This is a genomic window from Acidimicrobiales bacterium (assembly GCA_036378675.1).
Taxonomy (GTDB): Bacteria; Actinomycetota; Acidimicrobiia; order Acidimicrobiales; family Palsa-688; genus DASUWA01.
Genome location: DASUWA010000011.1, coordinates 59,762 through 82,414, shown reverse-complemented (window position 1 = coordinate 82,414; position 22,653 = coordinate 59,762). Strand labels below are relative to the sequence as shown.

The window sequence follows — 22,653 nt, the reverse complement described above, 5'->3', positions numbered from 1 at the left end:
CTGCTCGTGTTTCTCGTCATCGAACAAAGGCTTGCTCGTCAGTCCGAGCGGTGGCAGCAAACCCTCGCTGCTGAGATCCCCGTCGTTGCAGAGCAGATCGCAATGTTGCTGAACGCCGGGTACTCGCGCGGTTCCGCGCTGTCAAGGATCGCATCGAAGGGCCACGGCTGCGTGTCGCGCGACCTACGGGACGTCGTGAATCGCATAAGACAGGGTGTGCCCGAGTCCGAAGCCCTGCGCGAGTGGGCGGAGCTTGCGCGCGTCGACGGAGTTTACCGTCTCGTCGGCGTACTCGCCCTCGGTTCGGAAACATCTGACCTTGGGAGACTCGTCTCCGCGGAAGCTCGCCAGGCCCGCCGCGACTTGCACCGGCGAACGATCGAACTGATCGAGCGTCGCGGGCAGCAGGTGTGGGTGCCGGTCACCGTCGCGACTCTCGTTCCCGGAGTGATCCTGCTGGCTGTTCCGTTCCTCGCCGCCCTGCGGCTTTTTTCCAACTCCTGAACACGTTCCGAGAAGGGAGCATGATGACCGTCCAAAAGACTCGTTACAACAGGCAAAGGACCCCGGACAAATACCCCGACGAACGTGGTGAAGGGGTGATTTCGGCAGCGATCGCGGTGCTGGTCATGGCGTTCATAGGCGTTGGCATGTGGATCGCGTTCAACACCACTTTCACCCATGCGGCGAAGCATGTCGACAACCAGGTCAACTGCATCGGTCAGACCAACACCAACTGCTGACACTCGCCGGCGCAGCTCCGAGTCGGCGGGCATCGCGATGATCGGGACCCTCGTGGGGTTCGCCATATTCCTCACGCTGCTCCTGTTCTCCGCTCAGATCCTCGTGAAGCTGTATGCGACGTCGACGCTGTCGGCGGCGGCTACCCATGCTGCCGAGGACGTGGCTTACTCGACGACGCCGGCATCCGCCGCGCCGGCCGCCGAAGCGGACGCGCGTTCCCGGCTAGGCGGTTTCGGCGCGGCCCACGCGGTGTTCACGTGGCTCGAAGTTGACGGCAACGCGGTGGTGCTGCGCGTCACCGGTGAAAGCCCGGGCTTCCTTCCGCTCCCCGCCCGCTGGAACCGAATCAGCCGGATCGTGACCGTCCGGACGGAGCGTTTTCGGTGAGGCGTTCCCGGGAGGACGACGGGTTCGTAGGCGGATTTGCCGGATTGCTGTTCGGGCTCGCCATATTCGTCATCGGCACGATGCTTGCCGCCTACGCCTGGTCAGTTGTCGAGACGAAAGCCGCGGCGTCGGCCGCCGCGCGTGAGGCGGCGCGTACCTACGTACAAGCACCGAACGCGCTCGCCGGAATCGACGCCGCGAAGCAGGCCGCCCTCGCCGCGCTCACCGGCCGAGTCTCAGATCCAGGGCGGGCGGCGGTGGGGCTGACCTCGGGCGTGTTCGGACGCTGCCAACGGATCACGATCTCTGTGTCCTATCCCGCTCCCGCGCTCAGGCTGCCGCTGGTGCAAACGATTGGCCCGCTCGGCGGGCACATGGTTCGTGCCGAGCATTCAGAACTCGTCGATCCGTACCGGACCGGTCTGCCCGGAGTCGCCACGTGCGCGTGACTCGCACACCACCCGAGCGCGGAAGTGTCCTGGCGCTCGTGCCGGCGGGATTCCTGGTGTTCATCATGCTTGCTGCTCTCGCCGTAGACAGCGCTGTTGCCTACCTCGGCCAACAGCAGCTCCACGACAACCTGGTGGCCGCGGCGAACGACGCCGCCTCGGCCGCCATCGACCACGCCACCTTCTACCGCTCCGGCGCAGTAGTTCTCAGCCTTCCGGTCGCGGAGCAAGTCGTGTGTGACAGCGTTTCAGCACAGCATTCGCCGCAGCTCCGGGCCGAGAAGCTGTGGCTCGGCGTTCGCGGCCGAGCGGTGCGCGTAGTCGGCGAGGCGCAGGTTGACGCCGTGTTCGGAAAGGCGATACCCGGCTTCGGGAGCCGGCACGTGAAAGCCGTAGTCGACTCCGTCGCCGCAAACGGTCCCGGTCAGAACGCCGCCCAGCCAGGCGCAGCCTGGGATCTTGTCGCGCTTCCTTGCACGTGACCAAAGCGGTCACGCGTGGGAACGCTGAATTACCGCCAAAAAACGACAACAACCCGCCCGCCGCGGCCTCAACCCCCTCCCGCTCCGAATGCAACCGCTGCCAGAATCGCGGCCGCGACCACGAGCTCGGCCGCGATGCCGCCAGGCCGCCGGCGCAGCAGATGCCGCCACGAACGGTCGCGAACGACCTGGGGCGGCGGCGGGGGAGGACCGCTGAGCAGCAGGTCCCCTGCGTCTGACCGTTCGGGCGGTTTCCGCCGACCGGTCCTCGCTGGTCGGCCCCATTCGCCGGTCGGAAGCGGAGTCTGTCTCGCAGCCAGGACACTCAGGCTACGCGGCCGGGCCTGGGCGGACGCGGCAAGAATGAACCGCCCATGCGCCTCGTCGTCGCAACCTGCACAGTCGACTACCAGGGACGCCTCTCGGCGCACCTGCCCGCAGCCAAGCGCCTGATCATGGTGAAGGCCGACGGCTCGATCTCGATTCACGCCGACGGCGGTGCCTACAAGCCGCTCAACTGGATGACGCCGCCGTGCCGCCTCCGGATCGATCCGGACAGGTGGGTCGTCTCCAACGACAAGGGCGAGACGCTGACGATCCTCGTGCATGAGCTGCACTCGGACGAGTCGCACGACCTGGGCTCGGATCCCGGCTTGGAAAAAGACGGCGTGGAGGCGCATCTCCAGGAGCTTCTGGCCGCCAATCCCGAGGCGCTCCGAATAGGTCTGAGCCTGATCCGTCGCGAGTACCCGACCGACATCGGTCCGGTCGACCTCCTGTGCCGCGACACCGATGGCACCGTCGTTGCGATCGAAATAAAACGCCGCGGTGAGATCGACGGGGTGGAACAACTGAGCCGATACCTCAATCGGCTCGAGCTCGACGGAAGGCTTCGACCGGTGAGGGGGATGCTCGCAGCGCAGCAGATCAAGCCTCAGGCGCAGGTGCTTGCCGCGTCGCGCGGGATCGAATGTGTCGAAGTGGACTACGAACGGCTTCGAGGAGCCGGCGACGGGCGCCTCACCCTCTTCTGAGAATCACCTAATCAGGCGTTGCCGGTCTCGAATTCGGCGTCGGACCACAGTCCCAGCGAACCGGGCGCGACCCTTTGAGGGGAGGCCGACGCCGGCGCCGCGTCGGCCAGGCGGTCCGACACGATCTCGACCGCCCTGGTCACTGGATCGCCGATTGCGCCCGGCAGCGGTGCTCCCTCTCGAAGAACGTCTTCGATCTTGCGCTCCGGTACGGCCAGAGGCGAGGCAGTTGCAAGACTTCCTGCGATCGCATTCGTCGCCAGAGGCAACGTGGCCGACGTCGAATCGAGGAGGGCGTTGAGCGCTCGGGCGGTCTCGGCCCGCGCGCGCGGGTTGCGAGGTGATCGGTTGATCACCGGAATGATTCGTGCTGGGTTGACGCCGGCAGCCACAAGGCCGCGGATCAAACCCGAAAGCGAATAGACCCCCTTCAAGCCTGGCATGCCGACCGCGAGGACGACGCTGCTTCGTAAGGCCGATCCGCGGGCGAGATGGTTGCGTTCCTCCACGTCGGCCGAACCACCCTCGGACTCGCCCTCGAAGTCGCCCGTCACGTCTGCGACGACGACTTGGAACGCCCTCCTCAGCCCCTCGATCGCGGCATCGATGGAGCGGGGACGGAGCGCGGGCCACGCGGTGGGCTGGCGAAGTCCCAACAGCAGCTGGTAGCCGCGGCTAGGAACATCAAACGTCATCCGGCGAACTTCTTCCGGGTCCGGCGAGCCGAGCCGGTGTGCTTCGACGAGCTCCTGCACCCCCGGACCGAGCTCCAGCGCATCGTGGAGCATCGCCTGGTTGGCCGTTCGGGCGAGATCTGCGAGGACTACTCGACGGCTGTTCCTGGCATCGCTGCTCAAGCCCTGAGCGAGCGCGATCGCGATCGTGGACGAACCGGTTCCGCCGGCTCCGCAGACCGTGTACATCTGTGCCAGCCACCCGGCAGGCACCGGGTCCCCAAGTGCTCCGGGCACATTGTCTCCACGCCCGACGGGACGGCAGTGGGTCGCGAGCGCCTCGAGCAGGTCGTCCCGGTTGAAGTCGGGGCCGAGTTCTGTTGCCACGCCGATCCCAAGCAATGCCGTGGGCGGATGGGCATTGTCTCGAACGACGACTACCGGGGTCATCGCTTCGAGAGCGGTTTGAACCAGGTCGCGGTCGAGCGCCGGCGAGGCGGCATCGACGAGCAAAGCCGAATGTCGCCGGCCGGAGGCCAGCCGAGCGCGGACCTCTTCCACCGAGACGCACTTGATGAACTCCGCAGCGATGGCCGCCGAATTCGACCATTGCGCCACAGCGTCGAACCATCCCGAACGGGCAGGGGCGAGCCCCAGCACGACGTACCGGTCGCTGGTCACGCCAAGCCCTCGACGTGAATCACCCGCCGGCGCCGGAAGCAGGGCCCGGACCCGGCCCCACCCCATCCGACGGCTGGGCGGCAACCAGGGTCAGTGTTCCGGAGTGCGAAGCCGCAATTACCGCCTCGACCTCGTCCAAGGACGAAACCCCGATCGTCACCTCGACCGCGCCAGGGTTCGAAAGCAGACCGGAGGTCCCGCGAGACGCTGCCAGCAGGGTGGCCCCGCGAACAACCACCGAGACGGTCCCGGATCCGCCGCTTCCGTTTGCTTCGAGGACGTCGACCGGCTGGCCGGGCGCCAACCCGCCGAGACTTCCGGGGTCGACCGACACGGTAACCGGCCTGGTGCTGGTCCCCCCGGTCCCTGCGAGCATCGCCGACTCGAGGAGTTCGCCGGCGCTTACGGGCACGGCGACGGTCTTGCCGATCAGGCCGTCCGAGGTGGCGAAAGCCGCGCCGGCGACCGTTGAGGGAAGGTGCATCGATTTCATCGAGAGATCGCCCGGTTCTATCAGCGAACCCGCTGGCAGGGATCGTGCGGCTACGGCAAAGTCCCGGCCGCTGCTGCCTCCTGCCCCGGCCATCACCGCCACAAAGACGACCAGCGCGGCGCCCGCTACGAGGAACCCGCCGACCACCGCCCGTGCCGAGGGAAGTGCCCGGCGACGGCCGACTACCCTGCGGATCGACCCGTCACCCGCAGTGGTGTGGCGCCTCCCGGCCCCAGGGCGGGCGGATTCGGGGGTCGTTTCGACAGTCGAGTCCCCAGATTCCCGCCACACCACACATGAAATCTAACGAGAAACTACCGCTTTGTCTATAGGTCCGGTATGATGGCCGGCATGAGCGAGGCGATCCAATGGATGGGCACGAGAGAGGCCTGCGAGCGGCTGGGTGTGACTCTGCGCACTCTGTACCGCTTTATCGATGAGGGTCAGCTCCCCGCTTACAAGATGGGCCGGGTTATCCGGGTTCAGGCATCGGACGTCGAGGACTTCATAACCCGTATGCGCATCGAGCCGGGCACTTTGGAGCACCTATATCCCGAACCGAAGCCGCGCGACCGGCGCCCGCAAGAGCAGGACGCCTGAGGGGACCGGGCTTCTGTCGGCCTGCTGACTCAGCGCAGCTCGCAAACGTCGATATGGCATATGCGAACGTGAACCGTGCGCCGCGCGGCGGAGTCGGTGCGAACGGTCACCAGATCGGTTCCGGAGCCGACCAACTCGCCGGACAATTGGCCTCCTCCGGAGAGGATCAGGCATACCGGCGCCCTCTCGGCGGCGAGCGCCGCCAGAGCCGACGTGAAGGAGAGTTGCAGGTGCGGAAAGCGGCTCCCGGATGCGGGGCTCTCCTGCCAGATCGCGACTATGCGATCGCTCGGGACGAGGGACGCCCGCCGGCTCCGCTGCTCCAGGACGCAGAAGTCTGGGCCGACGCCTACCAGTCGCCCGGAGAGCCGGCGCCCACCGACGTCCAGCGCCACCTCGCCTTGCGTCTCCGACAGGTCGACGAGGAGACCGGACCAGGTCGCTTCGCCGGCCGCCTGATCGCGCAGAGAACGTTCCCTGGATCGGGTCCCGGCAGCCTCCGCCGCCCTTTCGTGGGCCGCCCATCTGGCAAAGGCCGCCACGACGCTGTCGCCGCTACCGTCCCACTCCACGCCCGGCAAAACTAGCGTCGTGTTGAAAGACGAGAACTGCCTGTTCTGCAAGATCGTCGCCGGCGACATCCCGTCCAAGGAGGCGGCGTCCAGCGCGAATACCTATGCCTTTTTCGATATCAATCCGGCAGCCCCCGTGCATGTGCTGGTGATCCCCCGCGATCACATCACCAACGCAGCCCACATCGGTCCGGAGCACGGCGACGTGCTGGCCGAGATGATGATGACCGCGCAGAGGGTCGCAGAGAAGCAGGGGATCGCGGAGAGCGGTTACCGCTTGGTCTTCAACGTGGGAGCCCACGCGCTCAACAGCGTTGCCCACCTGCACATGCACGTTCTCGGCGGTCACCAGATGGGCTGGCCACCGGGATAAGCCCCGCGGAAGGTCCGGCGGAGCCCTCCCTGCAGGCGGTACCCTTACCGGCGAGCACAACCGTGTCCACGACAGTCACAGTCACGATCCCCAACCATCTGATGCCACGCCTCGTTGGTCCTCTCAACGAGAACTTGCGGTTGGTCGAGGACGCGTTCGCGGGGACGACCATTTTCGCCCGCGGTAACGAGTTCACCATCGACGGTGACGACGCCGCTCTCGCGGCGCGACTGGTGGACGAGTTGCGGCTGCTGCTCGAGCAAGGGCACGCGGTAGACCCGCAGGTCGTGCACCGGACCATCGACATGGTGCGCGCCGACGAACGCCCTTCCGAGGTTCTGACCCAGGAGGTGTTGCGATCGGCCCGTGGCCGCTCGGTGCGACCGAAGACCAGCGGTCAGAAGCGCTACGCCGACGCGATCCGCGACAACGTGATCACGTTTGGTATCGGGCCGGCGGGAACCGGGAAGAGCTACCTCGCGGTCGCTTTGGCGGTCCAGGCGTTGCAAGCCAAGCAGGTCGATCGGATCATCCTCACGCGACCGGCCGTCGAAGCCGGTGAGCGGCTCGGGTTCCTTCCCGGCGACCTGATGGCGAAGATCGATCCTTACCTGAGGCCGTTGTACGACGCGCTGTACGACATGCTCGGAACTGAGGGAGCGCGAAGGCTCCTCGACGCCGGGACCGTCGAGGTGGCTCCGCTCGCGTACATGCGGGGAAGGACGCTCAACAACAGCTTCATCATTCTTGACGAGGCCCAGAACACCACGCCTGAGCAGATGAAGATGTTCCTGACCCGTATCGGGTTCGGGTCCAAGGTGGTGGTCACTGGCGACGACACCCAGGTGGATCTTCCAGGCGGGCGCTCGGGGCTCGTCGGACTGGAAAAGGTGCTGACCGGCATCGAGGGTTTGGCCTGGGTGAAGCTGGGCCGGCGCGACGTCGTCCGCCATCGAATAGTCGCGGATATCGTCAGCGCCTACGAGGCTGCCGGCTCGGGCGAAGTCGCCTCGAGCTGAGAGGAGCCGGGGTGGGAGTGGTTGTTTTCGCGGCGGATGAGCAGTCGAGTCATCCGGTTGACACGATTCGTTGGATCCGCCTTGCCGAGGCGGTTCTGGCCGCGGAAGGGGTGCGGGGGGACACAGAGGTGTCGTTGCTTTTCGTCGACGAGGACGCAATCGCGGATCTGAACTCGCGCTTTCTCGGACGGGAAGGACCGACCGATGTCCTCGCCTTCCCGATCGACGACGAGCCGGTCGAGAGCGGCCGGTCCCCCGATTCGGGCGGTAGCGGTCCCGGATTCGCTTCCGAGCCCGAGGAAGCACCCTCGCTGCTCGGTGACGTGGTGATCTGCCCGGCGGTCGCCGAGCGAAACGCGCCGGACCACGCCGGTACCTACGACGACGAACTTGCGCTGCTCGTGGTCCACGGGCTGCTACATATCCTGGGAATGGATCACGAGGATCCTGACGAAGCCGAGGCGATGGAGGCTCGCGAGCGCGAGTTGCTCGCTCGCCATCACCGTTCCCCGGATGGCGCACCGGGCGATCAGGGAGCCGGCGGACCGATAAATCAGGCCGGAGAGGCAAACCCGGCCGAACAGGAACCCTCGAGTTGAGTACGGCGGGCCCAGCGGCCTTACCCGGAGTGATCGCCGCCGCGGCCGGCACGGGCAAGCATCACCTCAGCACTCAAGACATCGTTCTGTTGGTCGTTGTCGGTCTCCTCATCATCGCAACCGGGTTTCTTGCGATGGCGGAGACTGCGCTGACCCGGACGACCAAGGTAAGGGCGTTGACTCTGGTGGAGGAGAAGCGCCGGGGCGCCAGCATGCTGCTTCGACTCGCGGAGCGGATCGAGAGAGTCCTGCCCGTGGTGCTATTCGCCGTCGAGCTGTGCACGCTGGTGGCCGCGACCCTCGTCGGCGTCGTCGCCACTCACGCGTTCGGAGGCGTGGGCGTCGTGATCGCGACCGCTTTCGAAGTCGTGGTCATATTCGTACTTGCCGAACTGGCGCCGAAGACGTGGGCAGTTCAGCACACCGATCGGGCCGCGCTTGCGGCGGCGCCGTTCGTGCGGCTTCTTGTGGCATTCAAGCCTCTCGGTTGGATCACCCGTGCTCTCATCTGGGTGACAAACCTGATTTTGCCAGGAAAGGGCATGAGGTCCGGGCCTTACATGTCCGACGACATGCTTCGCGCGATGGCCGACGAGGCTCTCGAGGAGGATGTGATCGAGCACGAGGAACGCACCCTTATCCACTCGATCATCGACTTCGGCGACACCGTCGTCCGCGACGTGATGGTTCCCCGCCCCGACATGGTCGCCGTCGAGTCCTACGCGCACATAAGCGATGTCATCGACGTCGTAGTTCCGTCCGGGTACAGCCGAATACCGGTGTACAGCCAGGGCATCGATGACATCGTCGGAATCGTCTACGTGAAGGACCTGATGCAAGCCGAGCGGGTGGGAGACGGGGGCGCCCAGGTCTCGACGGTGATGCGACCTCCGCAGTTCACCCCGGAGAGCAAGCGGGTTTCCGAGCTGATGCGCGAAATGCAGTCGAGCAAGTTTCACATGGCGATAGTCATCGACGAGTTCGGAGGGACCGCCGGCCTGGTGACTCTCGAGGATCTCATCGAGGAGCTAGTCGGTGAGATCACCGACGAATACGACGTCGAACAGATCCCACCGGAGCGTCTCGACGATGGCACTCTCATCGTCAACGCACGTATGCCGGTGGACGAGGTCAACGAATTGCTCGAGGAGGAGGACCGCGCCCTTCCGGAAGGGGAGGACTGGGACACGATCGGTGGACTTCTTTACAGCCTGCTCGGTCACGTGCCGACTGAGGGAGAAGCGGCCGAGGTGGACGGCCATCGCCTGGTGGCCGAACGGGTTCAAGGACGACGGATCGGAAGGGTTCGGATCTCGACCGTCGCTGCTCCCCCCCCAAAGGTTGACGCCGCCGAGCGGACCGATGGGGAGAACGGCCAGACTCAGCGCCGAAATAGCGAGAACGGCACCCGTTGAAGTCTGGCTTCACCACGCTGGTCGGGCGCCCGAACGTCGGCAAGTCCACGTTGCTCAACACGATCCTCGGCCAGAAGGTGTCGATCACGTCGCCTGTTGTTCAAACGACCCGGAACCGGGTTCGAGGGGTTCTGAACCGACCGGGTGCTCAAGTGGTGTTCGTCGACACCCCCGGCGTGCACAAGCCTCGGACCCTGCTCGGGCGGAGGCTCAACGACACCGCGACTGACGCCCTTGCCGGCGTCGACCTGACCCTGTTCGTCGTAGATGCGACGTCGCCGATCGGACGGGGTGACCGGTTCGTGGCTGCGATGGTTCCCAAGGGGTCCCTATGCGTCGTCAACAAGATCGATGTGGCTAGACGGGCTCAGGTCCTCGATCAGCTACAGGCTGCCTCGGAGACGATCGAGGCCGACGAGTTCTTTCCGGTGTCGGCGAAGACGGGCGAAGGAGTCGACGAGCTGGTCGCGGCGATCCTCGATCGGATGCCCGAGGGCCCGCAGATGTATCCCGACGACATGGTGACCGACGTTCCGGAAGCATTCTGGGTCGCGGAGCTCGTCCGCGAACAGCTTCTCGCGGTGACCCGGGAAGAGGTGCCTCACTCGATCGCCTGTCGCGTCACGGAGTGGGAGTGGCCGAAAATACGGTGCGAGATTCTGGTCGAGCGGGAGTCTCAAAAGGCGATCGTCATCGGTCGGGGGGGCTGGGTGCTCAAGGAGGTCGGCACGAGGGTGCGCGCCCAGCTGCCCGAAGGGGCTTATCTGGAGTTGTTCGTGAAGGTCGACAAGAACTGGCAGAGCCGACCGAAGGCTCTGGAGCGTCTCGGTTACTGAGATGACGCCTCGGCTGGTTGCTGAGGCACGGCGCCGAGCGGCTTCGTGACGGGCGCGTTCAACGGAGCCAGGAACTCCACGACTTCCTCGCGGTAACGGGTTCGTCGCATCGGAGGCAGCGCGTTGACCAGCGCCCAGCGGTATGACGCCTTACCCAGCCTAGTGTCGAAGACGGCTACAACACCTCGGTCCTTGCGGGTCCGGATGAGCCTTCCGACACCTTGAGCCAGCATGGTGGCCGCGCGTGGGACATCGATCAGGCCGAACGCTTCGCGGCCAAGCCTTGCGCGTCTCGCTTGGAGCAGCGGATCGTCCGGCCTCGGGAAGGGCAGCCGGTCGATTGTCACCACTGATAGCGCCGAACCGGGAACATCGACGCCCTGCCAGAAGCCCATTGTGGCGAACAGGCACGAGTGCTCGTCCGTGGTGAAACGTTCCACCAGCGCCGGCTTCGGCAAGTCCGACTGGGTCAGCACGCTCCATCCGATCCGGGAGCGCAGTGCATCCGCCGCTGCGTTCATCGCACGCCAGCTGGTGAACAGAGCCAGGGTTCGTCCTTCCGCCGCCTCGATAACAGCCAGCAGCTCCTGGTGCATCGCCGCTTCATACCCGGGGTCACGAGGGTCGGGAAGATGAAGCGGGCAATAGAGAAGCGCCTGCTCGTCGTATGTGTACGGACTCCCGACGTCGAGCTGATCGAAGGATCCGTCCCTAAGTCCGAGACGCTCGGAAAGTCTCGGCGGGATGGTGGCACTGGTGAGAACCGCCGTGGGGGCGTCCCCTCGGTTCCAAAGGCGTTCGGCCATCTCAGCGCCGACATCGAGGGGGGCGACCTTGAGAATCGGCGCGTGCTCGGGGCCTTCGACCCAGGCAACCTCGCTCTCCGGCAAATCGATTACCTCGGCGAGGTCCCGTTCGAGGTGGCTGGCGGCCTGCTGAGCCCTCAAGTGCCTGGCGCGGACGCCGGCGTCAGCACCGGATACGCGGTCTGACGATGCACGAACCGCTTTTCGGATTTCGGCCAGCAACCGGTTCACCCGCTCCCGCGCGACGACAAGACGTTCGAGCGTGGAGTCCTCCAGGGGGCGCGGCAGCGAGGATCCCCGATGACCAACGAGGGCTTCTGTCAGCAAAAGCCCGGCTTCTTCGACCGCAATCGCCTGTGATTGGTCGCCGAGTATGGGACGGGTTGCACGCGCCAGTGCCTGAAAGCGTCCCGCACCGATCTCGAAGCCGAACGACGCCGAGGCGATGTCTTCCAGTTCGTGGGCTTCGTCGAACACGACCACGTCGTGGGGAGGAAGAAGTTCCCCGCCGATGGCAAGTGACGTCGCATACAGGTGCGTGTTCACGATCACGACGTCCGCGTGGGAGGCTTCCTCGCGCGCGGCTTCGGCGAAGCATTTGTCGCCGGACGGGCAGCGCGCAGCCCCGGGGCAGTCGCGCGCTGAAACGCTCACTTGGGCCCAAGCGAACGGCGACGGTTCCCACTTGAGGTCGGCTCGGTCTCCAGTGACGGTCTCTTCAGACCAAGACACGAGGCGGCGGATCTCACGGCCCAACGGTCCGAGCTGTGGGCCGGCGGTCGCCGAGGCGTCCGTCCCGCTTGACGCGGCGTCCATCACGAGCTGCTCGTCGCCGCCGGATATCTCGGCTACCCGCTGTGCGCAGATGTAGTTCGAGCGCCCCTTGAGAACCGCGAACACCACTTTCGAACCGAGCGACGCGGCCAGCTGCGGCAGATCCCGTTTGGCGAGCTGGTCCTGCAGAGCTTTGGTGGCGGTGGACACGACCGCCCTCTGCCCGAGAACGAGCACCGGAACGAGATAGGCGAGGCTCTTTCCGGTCCCGGTGCCGGCCTGCACAACCAGGTGCCGGCGCTCCTGGATGGCGTTGGCGACCGCCTCGGCCATCGTCTTCTGCGATGGGCGGTCCTCGTGTTCCGCCAACGACCCGGTCGCCTTGTCCAGTGCGGCGTTTACTTCCGGGTCGGGCACCCAGCCAGGCTATGCGGTCACATTGGCCCGGACGGGGCCCCAACCCGTCCTCCTCCGGAGCATGGGGACCCCAACCCCATGCCCGGCCGTGACACATTGGCCCGGACGGGGCCCCACGACACGTGTACGGCCCCGCCCTCCTCCCGAGCGTGGGTAACCCGGGTCAGGTAGACATTGCCCATGTGAGACTCCGGATCTTCACCGAGCCCCAGTTCGGCTTCACCTACGACGACCAGCTGGCCGCAGCCAGGACAACAGAGGAAGAGGGATTTGACGCTTTCTTCCGTTCCGACCACTACCTGACCATGGCCCCAGGCAATGGCGAGCCGGGCCCGACCGACTCCTGGGTGACCCTCGCCGGCCTGGCGCGTGAGACCTCCAAGATGAGGCTCGGGACGCTGGTCACTTCGGCGACTTTTAGGCACCCCGGTCCCCTCGCGATATACGTGGCTCAGGTCGACGCCATGAGCCAGGGCCGTGTCGAGCTGGGGCTTGGAGCGGGATGGTTCGACGCGGAGCACCGGGCATACGGGATCCCGTTTCCGCCCACTGGGGAGCGTTTCGAGCGCCTGGAGGAGCAGCTCGAGATCTTGACAGGCCTCTGGCAAACACCGCCTGGAACCAGGTACGAGTTCTCCGGCAAGCACTATTCCCTCCAAGACAGCCCAGCCCTTCCGAAGCCCGTCCAGACCCCGAAGCCTCCCCTGATCCTCGGCGGGGCAGGACCGGCCCGAACCCCCCGGCTCGCGGCCCGGTTCGCCGACGAATTCAACTCCCCGTTCCTCCAGCCCCGTGACGCAGAGGCCCAGTACGGCCGGGTTGACGAGGCGTGCGAGGCCGAGGGCCGTGACCCCGACACGCTGAGGTTCAGCGCGGCGGTCACTGTGTGCTGCGGTGTCGACGACGCCGAAATCGCCCTGAGGGCCGATCGGATCGGCCAGCCGGTTGAGGCCATCAGGGCTTTCGGCGCCTGCGGTAAACCTGACGAGGTCGCCGACCGCCTCAGCGAGTGGATCGTCGCCGGCGCCGAGACCCTCTACCTGCAGATCATCGACCTGACCGATCTCGACCACATCCGGCTGATCGCCCGCGAGGTCGCCCCGCTCCTCCCCTGAGTCGTGAGGCTCGAATGTCCGGTGGCCGCCGGCGATACGTGAGCACGGGCCTGGGTGAATTTGGCTGGACTGGGCGGTCCTGGGTAGAGAAAGTCAACCCTGGTTCCCTTTTTCTACCCAGCGGCGACCAGAGGGCCGCTCGGGCGCTCGCCCGAGCGGAGCCCGAGCGCTCGCCCGAGAGGTGTCCGAGCGCTCGCCCGAGAGGTGTCCGAGCAGTGGACAGCGGCGACCGGGGCGGCAGCCACTACCGTTCAATTCGTGGAGCTCGACGGCCTCGATCCCAACCGGATCCCGCGCCACGTGGCGTGCGTGATGGACGGGAACGGACGGTGGGCGACCAAACGGGGGCTCCCAAGGACGGAGGGCCACCGCGCCGGCGAGGACGCGCTGTTCGACGCGACGTGCGGGGCGCTGGAGCTGGGTATCGACTTCTTCACCGTTTACGCCTTCTCGACCGAGAACTGGAAACGGCCTCAGGACGAAGTCCGTTTTCTGATCAACGTCATTGCCGATCAGCTGCTCACCCGCCGCCGGGACGAGCTGCACAAGATGGGGGTGAAGATCCGGTTCATCGGGCGCCGCGACTGGAGGGTGCCGCGGTGGGTGGTGAGGCGGATGGACGAAGCCGCCGACCTGACCCGCCGCAACCGGGCCATGACCCTTACGGTGGCCTTCAACTATGGAGGTAGGGCAGAGTTGGTCGATGCGGTGAAGGCGATTGTGGAGTCCGGCGTGGCGCCGTCCAAGGTGGACGAGCGGACGATCCACCGTCACCTCTACGCCCCCGACATACCCGACCCAGATTTGGTGATCCGGACATCGGGGGAGTACCGCGTGTCCAACTTCCTCCTGTGGGAGCTCGCTTATAGCGAGCTGGTCTTCACCGACGTGCTCTGGCCGGATTTCCGCAGAGAGCACCTGACCGAAGCGGTCCGCGAGTTCCAGGCCCGCGACCGGCGCTATGGGACGACCGCCGACCGGCGCGACGACGGCGTCCCGGGCTAGGCGCGGCGATGAGCCTCTACAGGGACGAAGGGGTGGTGCTGCGGACTTACCGGCTCGGCGAAGCCGACCGGATCGTGGTGCTGCTCACCCGGGGTAGGGGGAAGGTGCGCGCCGTCGCCAAAGGTGTCCGCAAGACAAAGAGCAAGTTCGGCGCCCGGCTCGAGCCGGCGGGGCACGTCAACCTCCTGATGTACGAGGGGCGGGAGCTCGACATCATCAACCAGGCGGAAACTGTCGACCACTACCGGGCCCTTCGCGAGGACCTCGCACGCATGACCGATGCGATGGCGCTTCTGGAGGCGGTCGACCAGGTGGCCCAGGAGGGCGAGCCGAACGCCCCGTTGTTCCGCATGCTCACCGGGGCTCTCCGGACTCTTGCTGAGGCGGAGCAACGCCCGGTGTTGCTCGTGGCTGCCTTTTACTGGAAGCTGCTTGCCCTCGAAGGCGTCTCGCCGGTTCTCGACGAGTGCGTGGCGTGCGCCTCGGAGGGGGCCGCGTCGGTTGACAGCGAGCTGGTCGCGTTCGACTTCGCCGAAGGCGGCGCGCTGTGCCGGCGCCACAGGCGGGGGCCGACCATCGACCCGGATGCGTTGCCGCTGATCCAGAGGATCCTCGGAGGCGGCCTCGCCGGCGTGCTGGCGGAGCCGGCCGGACCGGCGACGGCGACGGTATCGGGGCTCGCAACGACCGCTCTCGAGGCCCACCTCGAGCGCCGGCTACGAGCGGTCCATCTCCTCGGCCACTGAACCAACTGAACCAACAGAACCAACCGAACCAGTCGGATTCGTTGGCTGAGAAGTCCGGCGTTTGGGCGTGGATTCGAGCATCGGACGGCACGAATCCACTCCCAAAGGCCCGAATTCACCCCCAAAGGTGACCGGACCGCGCGCAGAAAGGCCCGATCGGCCTCCGAGAAACAACGAGTAGCCTGGAAACCTATGGCTCCGCCGGCAATGGACGAGATCGTGAGGCTGTGCAAGCACCGCGGCTTCATCTTCCCCTCCGCCGAGATTTACGGCGGGTTCAGGTCCACTTACGACTACGGGCCCCTCGGCGTCCTCATGCTCCGGAACGTCAAGGACGCATGGTGGCGCTCGATGGTGCAGCTCCGCCACGACGTGGTCGGCCTGGACGCGGCGATCCTTTCCAGCCCGAAAATCTGGGAAGCCTCCGGCCACCTCGCCACCTTCGCCGACCCGTTGGTGGACTGCCGGAACTGCAAGGAGCGCTGGCGGGCCGACCACCTCGACCCCGACTCGAAGGACGGTCAGATCCACTGCCCGAACTGCGGGAGCACCGACCTGACCGAAGCCCGGCCCTTCAACCTGATGTTCAAGACCTACGTGGGCCCAGTGGAAGACGAGAGCAGCGTCGCGTACCTTCGCCCCGAGACGGCTCAGGGCCAGTTCGTCAATTTCCTGAACGTCCTGCAGACTTCGAGGAAGCGGCCGCCGTTCGGGATCGCGCAGGTCGGCAAGTCGTTCCGCAACGAGATAACCCCCGGCAACTTCGTGTTCAGAACGCGAGAGTTCGAGCAGATGGAGCTCGAGTACTTCGTGCCGCCCGACGAGGCGCCGAAGTGGTTCGACTACTGGTGCGAAACGCGCCTCAACTGGTACATCGATCTGGGTATTCCCCGCGAGATGCTCAGACTCCGGCCGCACACCCAGGACGAACTGTCGCATTACTCGGCAGGCACGTCCGACGTGGAGTTCTTTTTTCCCTGGGGTTGGGGAGAGCTCGAGGGCATCGCCAACCGCACCGACTACGACCTCAAGGCCCACAGCGAACACAGCGGTGTCAAGCTCGAGTACTTCGACCAGGCGTCGGGCGAGCGGTACTTCCCATACGTGATCGAGCCGGCCGCCGGCGCGACGCGAACCATGATGGCCTTCCTGCTGGCGGCCTACGACCAGGACGAGATCGGTGGCGAGGCCCGCACGGTTCTGCGCCTGCACCCGCGCATCGCTCCCTACCAGGTGGCGGTCCTCCCCCTTTCCCGCAACGAGAAACTGGTCCCGGTCGCGACGGAGGTGCTCGGTCTGGTCCAACCGATCGCGATGTGCGACTACGACGAGACCCAGTCGATCGGCCGGCGCTACCGCCGCCAGGACGAGATCGGCACACCGCTCGCGGTGACCATCGATTTCGACTCGCTGGAGGACCGCGCGGTCACCATTCGGGACCGTGACACGACGAAGCAGGTCAGGGTGCCCATCGATTCCCTCGTGGACGAGATCTCAGGCCGTCTCGCGCTGTAGATCGCTGTCCCAACCGGATTTCGGCCGTCTTCAGGGGCCTTAGACTCGGCGCATGCCGTTCGTTTACTCCTTCGACCACAAGCATCGCCGGGCACCCATGGAGCTGAAGGACCTCCTGGGCGGAAAGGGCGCCAACCTCGCCGAGATGACGTCGGTCCTCGGCCTTCCGGTGCCGCCGGGCTTCACCATCACCACGGACGCGTGCCGGGCTTACATGACAGGAGGGTGGCCCGACGGACTTTCGGACGAGGTAGCCAAGCACGTGCGCCGTCTAGAGAAGGCGATGGGAAAAAAGTTGGGCGACGCGGCAGACCCGCTCCTCGTCAGTGTCAGGTCGGGTGCGAAGTTCTCCATGCCCGGAATGATGGACACGGTTCTCAATCTGGGTTTGAACGACGCGTCGGTAAAGGGTTTGGCCGATCAGACCAACGACGAGCGGTTCGCTTACGACTCGTACCGTCGCTTCATTTCCATGTACGGTCGGATCGTTCTCGGCATTGAAGGCGAGCGCTTCGAAGGCCCGTTCGAAGCCGCAAAGACAAAGGCCGGGGTCTCGAGCGACGCAGATCTGCCGGCCGGAGAGTTGAGCGGCCTGTGCGACGTTTACAAGGGCGTGGTCGAGCGCGAGACAGGCCAGCCGTTCCCGCAGGAACCCGCGGACCAGTTGCGCGGTGCCATCGAGGCAGTGTTCAAGTCATGGAACGGTGCCCGCGCGGTCGCGTACCGCGTGCGTGAGCGCATTCCTCACGACCTCGGGACCGCGGTGAACGTGCAGACGATGGTGTTCGGCAACCGCGACGAGAACTCCGGTACCGGGGTCGGCTTCACTCGCGATCCTGCAACCGGCAACCAGGGCGAGTACGGCGACTTCCTCGTCAACGCGCAGGGAGAGGACGTCGTCGCTGGCATACGCAACACCCTCCCGCTCTCCGAGCTGAAGGTCCGGTTTCCCAAGATCTTCAAGGAGCTGATGGACATCTTTGCCCGGCTCGAGGCGCACTACCGCGACATGTGCGATACCGAGTTCACGATCGAGCAGGGCAAGCTCTGGATGCTTCAGACCCGAGTCGGAAAACGCACTGGCGGCGCCGCGTTCAAGATGGCCGCGGACATGGCGTCGCAGCGCGGCAAGTGGAGCATCACCCACGACGAGGCGATCATGCGGATCAGCGCGGATCACCTCGACCAGCTCCTCCATCCGCAGTTCGCCGACTGGCCCAAGCAGCCGCTGGGCAAGGGGTTGGCCGCGTCGCCGGGTGCGGCAGTGGGTCATGTGGTGTTTTCGGCAGACGAGGCTGCCGCGGCGGGCGACCGTGGTGAGCGAGTCATCCTCGTGCGATCGGAGACTTCCCCTGAGGACGTTCACGGGATGATCGCCGCTCAGGGCATCCTGACCACACGAGGCGGATTGGTGAGTCACGCTGCCGTCGTTGCCCGCGGTTGGGGAAAACCTGCGGTTGTCGGAGCAGAATCGGTTCGCATCGGGGACGGGGAGTTCACCTGCGGCGGGGTAACCGTCAAGGCAGGCGATTACATCTCCATCGACGGAACGACCGGTCAGATCGCTCAGGGCGAGTGGCCGGTGAAGCTTCCCGAGCTTCCCGACAGCTACAAGAAGATCATGGGTTGGGTGGACACCGCGCGCAAAGGAATGCTTGCGGTTCGCGCCAACGCCGACAACGGACCAGACGCCGCGAACGGTCGCCACTTCGGAGCCGAGGGGATCGGCCTGTGCAGGACCGAGCACATGTTCCTCGCTGAGGATCGCCTGCCGATCGTCAGGCGGATGATCCTCGCGTCGAACCCGGATGAAGAAGCCTCCGCGCTCGAGGAGCTGCGTGAGGCGCAGAAGCAGGACTTCGTGTCGATCCTCGAGGCGATGGATGGATTGCCGGTCACCGTGCGGCTGCTCGACCCACCGCTGCACGAGTTCCTTCCTTCGACAGAGGAACTCGAAATCAAAAAGGTCACTCAGGGGCTCACCCCCGAAGAGGAGAAGCTCTACGAGGCCGCCAAGGCTTGGCACGAGTTCAACCCGATGCTCGGCACTCGGGGCGTCAGGCTCGGGGTCGTAAAGCCGGGCCTCTACGCGATGCAGGTCCGGGCCCTGATGCAGGCAGCGGCGGAGCGAGTCGCCGCCGGTGGCAAGCCGAAGGTCGAAGTGATGATCCCGCTGACCGTCACACGCGAGGAGCTCGGGCTGGCTCGTTCATGGGTGGTCGAGGCCATTTCGGAGGAAACCAAGCACCTCCGGAAGAAGCCGGACGTAATCATCGGGACGATGGTCGAGACGCCACGAGCCGCGCTCACGGCCGACGAGATCGCCGAGGAGGCGGACTTCTTCAGCTTCGGCACCAACGACCTGACCCAAATGACCTTCGGCTTCTCGCGCGACGACGTGGAGGGCCGGATGATGTCCGCGTACCTCGAGGCGGGTCTGTTGAAGAGGAACCCCTTCGAGACGATCGACCAGGTTGGAGTGGGTCAACTTGTCAGTGAGGCAGTCGAGTTGGGAAGGGCCACTCGTCCCGATCTGAAGCTGGGTATCTGCGGTGAGCACGGAGGCGACCCCGAGTCGATCGACTTCTTCTACCGCGCCGGCTTGGATTACGTGTCCTGCTCTCCCTACCGGATCCCGATCGCGCGCCTGGCTTCGGCCCAGGCCGTCATCCGTAACGGGTAACGTCCTCCTAGGGCCGTAAGGTCGGGGCGTGGGAATCGTCGACGAAGACATAGCCCGAGTTCGAGCGGCTACTGACTTCGTCGCGTTGGCGAGCGAGCACCTCGCTCTGAAGAAGACCGGCAACCGTTGGGTTGGGCTGTGCCCGTTTCACGCGGAGAAGTCGCCATCGTTTTCGCTGAACGCGGAGCTCGGGTTCTACTACTGCTTCGGCTGTGGCGCGAAGGGCGACGTGATCACATTCGTTCGGGAAATCGAACATCTCGATTTCGTGGAGGCGGTCGAGCGGCTCGCCGGCAAGGCCGGCATTGCGCTGCGCTATGACGACCAGGGCACCGGTGGGCGCGACCACCAGCGGCGTACCCGGATTCACGAGACGCTCGAGAAGGCGATCGAGTGGTATCACCAGCGCCTGCTATCGGGGCCGGACAGCTCAGCGGCGAGGGCGTACCTTCGGCGGGAAAGGGGATACGACAGCGAGATTGTCCGCGCGTACAGGCTCGGGTGGGCTCCCGACGGGTGGGACACCCTCGTTCGCAGCCTGGGGGTTCCGGTGAAGGACCTGGTGGACGCCGGGCTGGCGACACTCGACAAGACCGGCCGCCATACCGATTTTTTCCGCGCCCGGATCATGTTCCCGATCTTCGAAGCCGGCGGCCGCCCGGTTGGAGCTGGAGGTCGTGCCCTTCCCGGGGGAAGACCTCCGAAGTACAAGAACACCGCCGCGACCGCGGTATATGACAAGAGCCGGGTGCTCTACGGTCTCAACTGGGCAAAGAAGGCGGTGGTGGACAAAGGTCGCGTCGTCGTGTGCGAGGGATACACCGATGTCATCGGGCTTCAACAGGCGGGAGTCAACGAGGCGGTGGCGACGTGCGGGACGGCCCTCGCGGACGGCCACATTCGGTTGTTGACCAACTTCGCCCGCCGGATCGTCCTCGCCTACGACGCCGACAGCGCCGGCCAGGCAGCGGCAGAGCGGTTCTACGAATGGGAGGACCGTTTTCAGGTCGACATCCGAGTGGCGAGCATTCCTGCGGGCGCCGATCCCGCGGATTTGGCGCGCACCGACCCCGGGACCCTGTCGAAGGCGGTGGAGGAGGCCCAACCGTTTCTCGGTTTCCGTCTGGAACGCCTGTTCGCTCGCTCGGACCTTTCCAGCCCGGAAACGCGAGCCCGCGCGGCGGGCGAGGCGATGACCATGATTCGCGAGCATCCCAACGAACTGGTGAGAGACCAGTACGTGATGCAGGTCGCCGACCGCTGCCGGGTCGACCCAGGCCGATTGCGGACCATGGAGCTGCGGAGCATCGAAGAGCCGGGTGAACGCCTGGCCGCAAAAGTCGACCGAAACAGCGAAACACGAAACGGGGCCCGTCCTCGCGTCAGCACCGCCGAGCGACCTGCACCGATTCCCCTGAGCGGGCCTGAGCTCGAGGCGCTTCGCCTTGCGGTTCACCGGCCAGAGGACGTCGCCGCCCGCCTGGAGTCGGTCCTTTTCGACCATCCATTGGGGCGCGCCGCGTTCGATGTCCTTTCCGAGGCAACCACGTTTCACGAGGCAGTCGAGGCGGCGGACCCTCAGACAGGTGACCTGCTGCAACGTCTTGCAGCGGAGGACACGGTCAGCCCGGCAGACGACGTCATGACCCGGTTGCTTGAACGTGCAGGACACCGTGCACTTCGCGATCTGCAGTCGGACATGCGCCAGGCCGCGGCTGCCGAGCAGACGTCCTACCCTCCGACTATCGCCTGGTTGAAACTGACTCTCGAGGAAATACGCTCGGAAGAACAGTCATCTGAGAACTCAGCGGCCGCAGCCCAGGAACGGTTGATACGCTGGCTGGTGGCCCGCAACGAGAAGGCGCGCCAACCGGAGGCGACACACAGTGACTGAAGGGGGGTCGATACCGTTCACGCCCGAAGGCGAGATGACGGGGCACTTCGTCGCTCTGTTGCTCGTCGGTCGTGAACGCGGCTACCTGACTCCTGACGACCTGATGGAAGTCATGGAGTCGGTTGAGTTGACGCCAACGCTGATCAACGCAGCAATCGGTCGGGTCAAGGCCGCGGGGATCGAATGGCGCGACGACACTCTGCTTGTTGCCGAAGGCGAAGATGCCGATCTCGAAGAGGTGGCCAAGCCGGTGATCAACAACGTGATCATCGACGACCTTGCCGCCAAGGAGTCCGCGCTCGCGCTCGCGCGTTTTTCGGGTCCCGCGGGGCAACGTTTACGGGCGCGTTCAGGCGCCGGCGGGGAGCCTCGCTTCGATTTCGATCTCTCGCCTGGAGGCAGCACCTCCGACCCGGTGCGCATGTATCTGAAGGAGATCGGAAAGGTTCCTCTCCTTACCGCGACCGAAGAAGTCGTGCTCGCCCGTTGCGTCGAGCAGGGGATCGCCGCGGCTGATCGACTCGCCGACTGCGAGGAGGAGACCGTCCTCCTGGGCAATCGAGAGGGGATCGCCCACGACGAACGGCTCCGCCGGGAGGGCATGGTCGCCAAGCGGATCCTGGTTGAGGCCAACCTTCGACTGGTGGTCTCGATAGCGAAGCGCTACCGCAACCGTGGAATGGCGTTCCTTGATCTCATCCAGGAGGGCAACCTCGGTTTGATGAGAGCGGTCGAGAAGTTCGACTACACGAAGGGCTTCAAGTTCTCGACCTATGCAACGTGGTGGATCCGGCAAGCGATCACGCGCGCGATCGCGGATCAGGCGAGAACCATCCGCATCCCGGTTCACATGGTCGACATCATCAACAAGGTGATGCGCGCGCAGCGTCAGCTGTTGCAGGACCTGGGTCGTGAGCCTTCCGTGGAGGAGGTTGCCGACCGAGCGGAGATGACTCCGGAGAAAGTCCGCGAGATCCTGCGGGTCAGCCAGGAAACTGTCTCTCTCGAACAGCCGATGGGCGACGACGACTTCAGCCTTTCCGACCTGATCGAGGACGAGGGGGCTATCGCACCGTCAGAAGCCGCCGCCCGGGCGATGTTGAACGAAGCGGTCAACGAGGCTCTCTCCGAGTTGTCCGAGAGGGAGCGGCGCGTTGTGCGTCTTCGGTTCGGGCTCGATGACGGGCAGATGCGGACTTTGGAGGAGGTCGGACGCGAGTTCGGCGTGACGCGTGAGCGGATCCGTCAGATCGAGTCGAAGACGCTCGCCAAGCTTCGCCACCCCATGCACAGCGGGCATCTTCGGGACTACTTACACGACGAATAGTCGCTGGTCCACC

General features: G+C 65.5%; 23 protein-coding genes. 19 read left to right on the top strand and 4 right to left on the bottom strand.

The features are described 5' to 3' along the window. From VFZ97_04540 to nucS, 6 genes are all read left to right on the top strand, one after another. Positions 1 to 504: type II secretion system F family protein (locus VFZ97_04540; protein HEX6392684.1), on the top strand; the 504-nt coding region annotated here is incomplete at its 5' end. 23 nt (positions 505 to 527) lie between these two features. After that, positions 528 to 743 carry a hypothetical protein gene (locus tag VFZ97_04535; protein HEX6392683.1) on the top strand — a complete coding sequence of 72 codons (216 nt, stop codon included), beginning with the start codon at positions 528 to 530 and terminating at the stop codon, positions 741 to 743. Between the two features lie 52 nt (positions 744 to 795). Next, on the top strand, positions 796 to 1,131 hold the full coding sequence (locus VFZ97_04530) for a hypothetical protein (protein ID HEX6392682.1): 336 nt from the start codon (positions 796 to 798) through the stop codon (positions 1,129 to 1,131). After that, positions 1,128 to 1,580 (top strand): hypothetical protein, encoded by a 453-nt coding sequence (locus VFZ97_04525; protein ID HEX6392681.1) that lies wholly within the window; start codon positions 1,128 to 1,130, stop codon positions 1,578 to 1,580. Before VFZ97_04530 ends, VFZ97_04525 begins: the two co-directional genes overlap by 4 nt. Next, entirely contained in the window at positions 1,577 to 2,062 is a 486-nt protein-coding gene (locus VFZ97_04520; protein HEX6392680.1) for a hypothetical protein, read from the top strand. Before VFZ97_04525 ends, VFZ97_04520 begins: the two co-directional genes overlap by 4 nt. 374 nt (positions 2,063 to 2,436) lie before the next feature. Next, positions 2,437 to 3,096, top strand: a complete 660-nt coding sequence (nucS, locus tag VFZ97_04515) for an endonuclease NucS (GenBank protein ID HEX6392679.1) — start codon at positions 2,437 to 2,439, stop codon at positions 3,094 to 3,096. An 11-nt stretch (positions 3,097 to 3,107) separates the two neighbouring features. Here the strand turns inward: nucS and VFZ97_04510 are convergent, their stop codons facing one another. Further along, entirely contained in the window at positions 3,108 to 4,451 is a 1,344-nt protein-coding gene (locus VFZ97_04510) for a hypothetical protein (GenBank protein HEX6392678.1), read from the bottom strand. A gap of 19 nt (positions 4,452 to 4,470) precedes the next feature. After that, positions 4,471 to 5,235, bottom strand: coding sequence for an SAF domain-containing protein (locus tag VFZ97_04505; protein HEX6392677.1), 765 nt, complete (start codon positions 5,233 to 5,235; stop codon positions 4,471 to 4,473). A 60-nt stretch (positions 5,236 to 5,295) separates the two neighbouring features. Between VFZ97_04505 and VFZ97_04500 the strand changes: the two genes are divergently transcribed. Continuing rightward, the gene (locus VFZ97_04500; GenBank protein ID HEX6392676.1) at positions 5,296 to 5,544 is read left to right on the top strand and encodes a helix-turn-helix domain-containing protein; all 249 of its coding nucleotides are present in this window, start codon (positions 5,296 to 5,298) and stop codon (positions 5,542 to 5,544) included. Between the two features lie 29 nt (positions 5,545 to 5,573). Here the strand turns inward: VFZ97_04500 and VFZ97_04495 are convergent, their stop codons facing one another. Beyond that, a complete protein-coding gene (locus VFZ97_04495) occupies positions 5,574 to 6,116 on the bottom strand; it encodes a hypothetical protein (GenBank protein HEX6392675.1) in 543 nt (180 codons plus the stop codon). 19 nt (positions 6,117 to 6,135) lie between these two features. Between VFZ97_04495 and VFZ97_04490 the strand changes: the two genes are divergently transcribed. The 5 genes from VFZ97_04490 to era all read left to right on the top strand — a co-directional run bounded on the left by VFZ97_04490 (position 6,136) and on the right by era (position 10,358). Beyond that, positions 6,136 to 6,489 (top strand): histidine triad nucleotide-binding protein, encoded by a 354-nt coding sequence (locus VFZ97_04490; protein HEX6392674.1) that lies wholly within the window; start codon positions 6,136 to 6,138, stop codon positions 6,487 to 6,489. Between the two features lie 62 nt (positions 6,490 to 6,551). Further along, entirely contained in the window at positions 6,552 to 7,508 is a 957-nt protein-coding gene (locus VFZ97_04485) for a PhoH family protein (GenBank protein HEX6392673.1), read from the top strand. A gap of 11 nt (positions 7,509 to 7,519) precedes the next feature. Further along, entirely contained in the window at positions 7,520 to 8,107 is a 588-nt protein-coding gene (gene ybeY, locus VFZ97_04480) for an rRNA maturation RNase YbeY (protein HEX6392672.1), read from the top strand. Then, positions 8,104 to 9,522 (top strand): hemolysin family protein, encoded by a 1,419-nt coding sequence (locus VFZ97_04475; protein HEX6392671.1) that lies wholly within the window; start codon positions 8,104 to 8,106, stop codon positions 9,520 to 9,522. The genes ybeY and VFZ97_04475 overlap by 4 nt, the downstream gene beginning before the upstream one ends. Next, on the top strand, positions 9,519 to 10,358 hold the full coding sequence (gene era / locus VFZ97_04470; protein ID HEX6392670.1) for a GTPase Era: 840 nt from the start codon (positions 9,519 to 9,521) through the stop codon (positions 10,356 to 10,358). Before VFZ97_04475 ends, era begins: the two co-directional genes overlap by 4 nt. Here era and VFZ97_04465 read toward each other — a convergent pair. Then, complete coding sequence (locus tag VFZ97_04465; protein ID HEX6392669.1) at positions 10,352 to 12,355, bottom strand: ATP-dependent DNA helicase; 2,004 nt, start codon at positions 12,353 to 12,355, stop codon at positions 10,352 to 10,354. The genes era and VFZ97_04465 overlap by 7 nt on opposite strands. 182 nt (positions 12,356 to 12,537) lie before the next feature. Here VFZ97_04465 and VFZ97_04460 point away from each other — a divergent pair, with 182 nt between their 5' ends. From VFZ97_04460 to rpoD, 7 genes are all read left to right on the top strand, one after another. Further along, a complete protein-coding gene (locus VFZ97_04460; protein HEX6392668.1) occupies positions 12,538 to 13,470 on the top strand; it encodes an LLM class F420-dependent oxidoreductase in 933 nt (310 codons plus the stop codon). A gap of 258 nt (positions 13,471 to 13,728) precedes the next feature. Next, positions 13,729 to 14,475 carry a polyprenyl diphosphate synthase gene (gene uppS / locus VFZ97_04455; protein ID HEX6392667.1) on the top strand — a complete coding sequence of 249 codons (747 nt, stop codon included), beginning with the start codon at positions 13,729 to 13,731 and terminating at the stop codon, positions 14,473 to 14,475. A gap of 8 nt (positions 14,476 to 14,483) precedes the next feature. After that, entirely contained in the window at positions 14,484 to 15,221 is a 738-nt protein-coding gene (gene recO, locus VFZ97_04450; GenBank protein ID HEX6392666.1) for a DNA repair protein RecO, read from the top strand. 192 nt (positions 15,222 to 15,413) lie between these two features. Beyond that, positions 15,414 to 16,736 (top strand): glycine--tRNA ligase, encoded by a 1,323-nt coding sequence (locus VFZ97_04445; GenBank protein HEX6392665.1) that lies wholly within the window; start codon positions 15,414 to 15,416, stop codon positions 16,734 to 16,736. Positions 16,737 to 16,788: 52 nt separating this feature from the next. Continuing rightward, positions 16,789 to 19,419, top strand: a complete 2,631-nt coding sequence (ppdK, locus tag VFZ97_04440) for a pyruvate, phosphate dikinase (GenBank protein HEX6392664.1) — start codon at positions 16,789 to 16,791, stop codon at positions 19,417 to 19,419. Positions 19,420 to 19,447: 28 nt separating this feature from the next. Then, a complete protein-coding gene (dnaG, locus tag VFZ97_04435) occupies positions 19,448 to 21,313 on the top strand; it encodes a DNA primase (GenBank protein ID HEX6392663.1) in 1,866 nt (621 codons plus the stop codon). Continuing rightward, positions 21,306 to 22,640: an RNA polymerase sigma factor RpoD gene (gene rpoD / locus VFZ97_04430; protein HEX6392662.1), complete on the top strand. Its 1,335-nt coding sequence runs from the start codon at positions 21,306 to 21,308 to the stop codon at positions 22,638 to 22,640. The genes dnaG and rpoD overlap by 8 nt, the downstream gene beginning before the upstream one ends. The last annotated feature ends 13 nt before the right edge of the window (positions 22,641 to 22,653 follow it).

Coding starts and splice junctions, on each gene's coding strand:
- VFZ97_04535 (HEX6392683.1), top strand. CDS start 528: ATGACCGTCCAAAAGACTCGTTACAACAGGCAAAGGACCCCGGACAAA.
- recO (HEX6392666.1), top strand. CDS start 14,484: ATGAGCCTCTACAGGGACGAAGGGGTGGTGCTGCGGACTTACCGGCTC.
- ppdK (HEX6392664.1), top strand. CDS start 16,789: ATGCCGTTCGTTTACTCCTTCGACCACAAGCATCGCCGGGCACCCATG.
- VFZ97_04445 (HEX6392665.1), top strand. CDS start 15,414: ATGGCTCCGCCGGCAATGGACGAGATCGTGAGGCTGTGCAAGCACCGC.
- VFZ97_04500 (HEX6392676.1), top strand. CDS start 5,296: ATGAGCGAGGCGATCCAATGGATGGGCACGAGAGAGGCCTGCGAGCGG.
- nucS (HEX6392679.1), top strand. CDS start 2,437: ATGCGCCTCGTCGTCGCAACCTGCACAGTCGACTACCAGGGACGCCTC.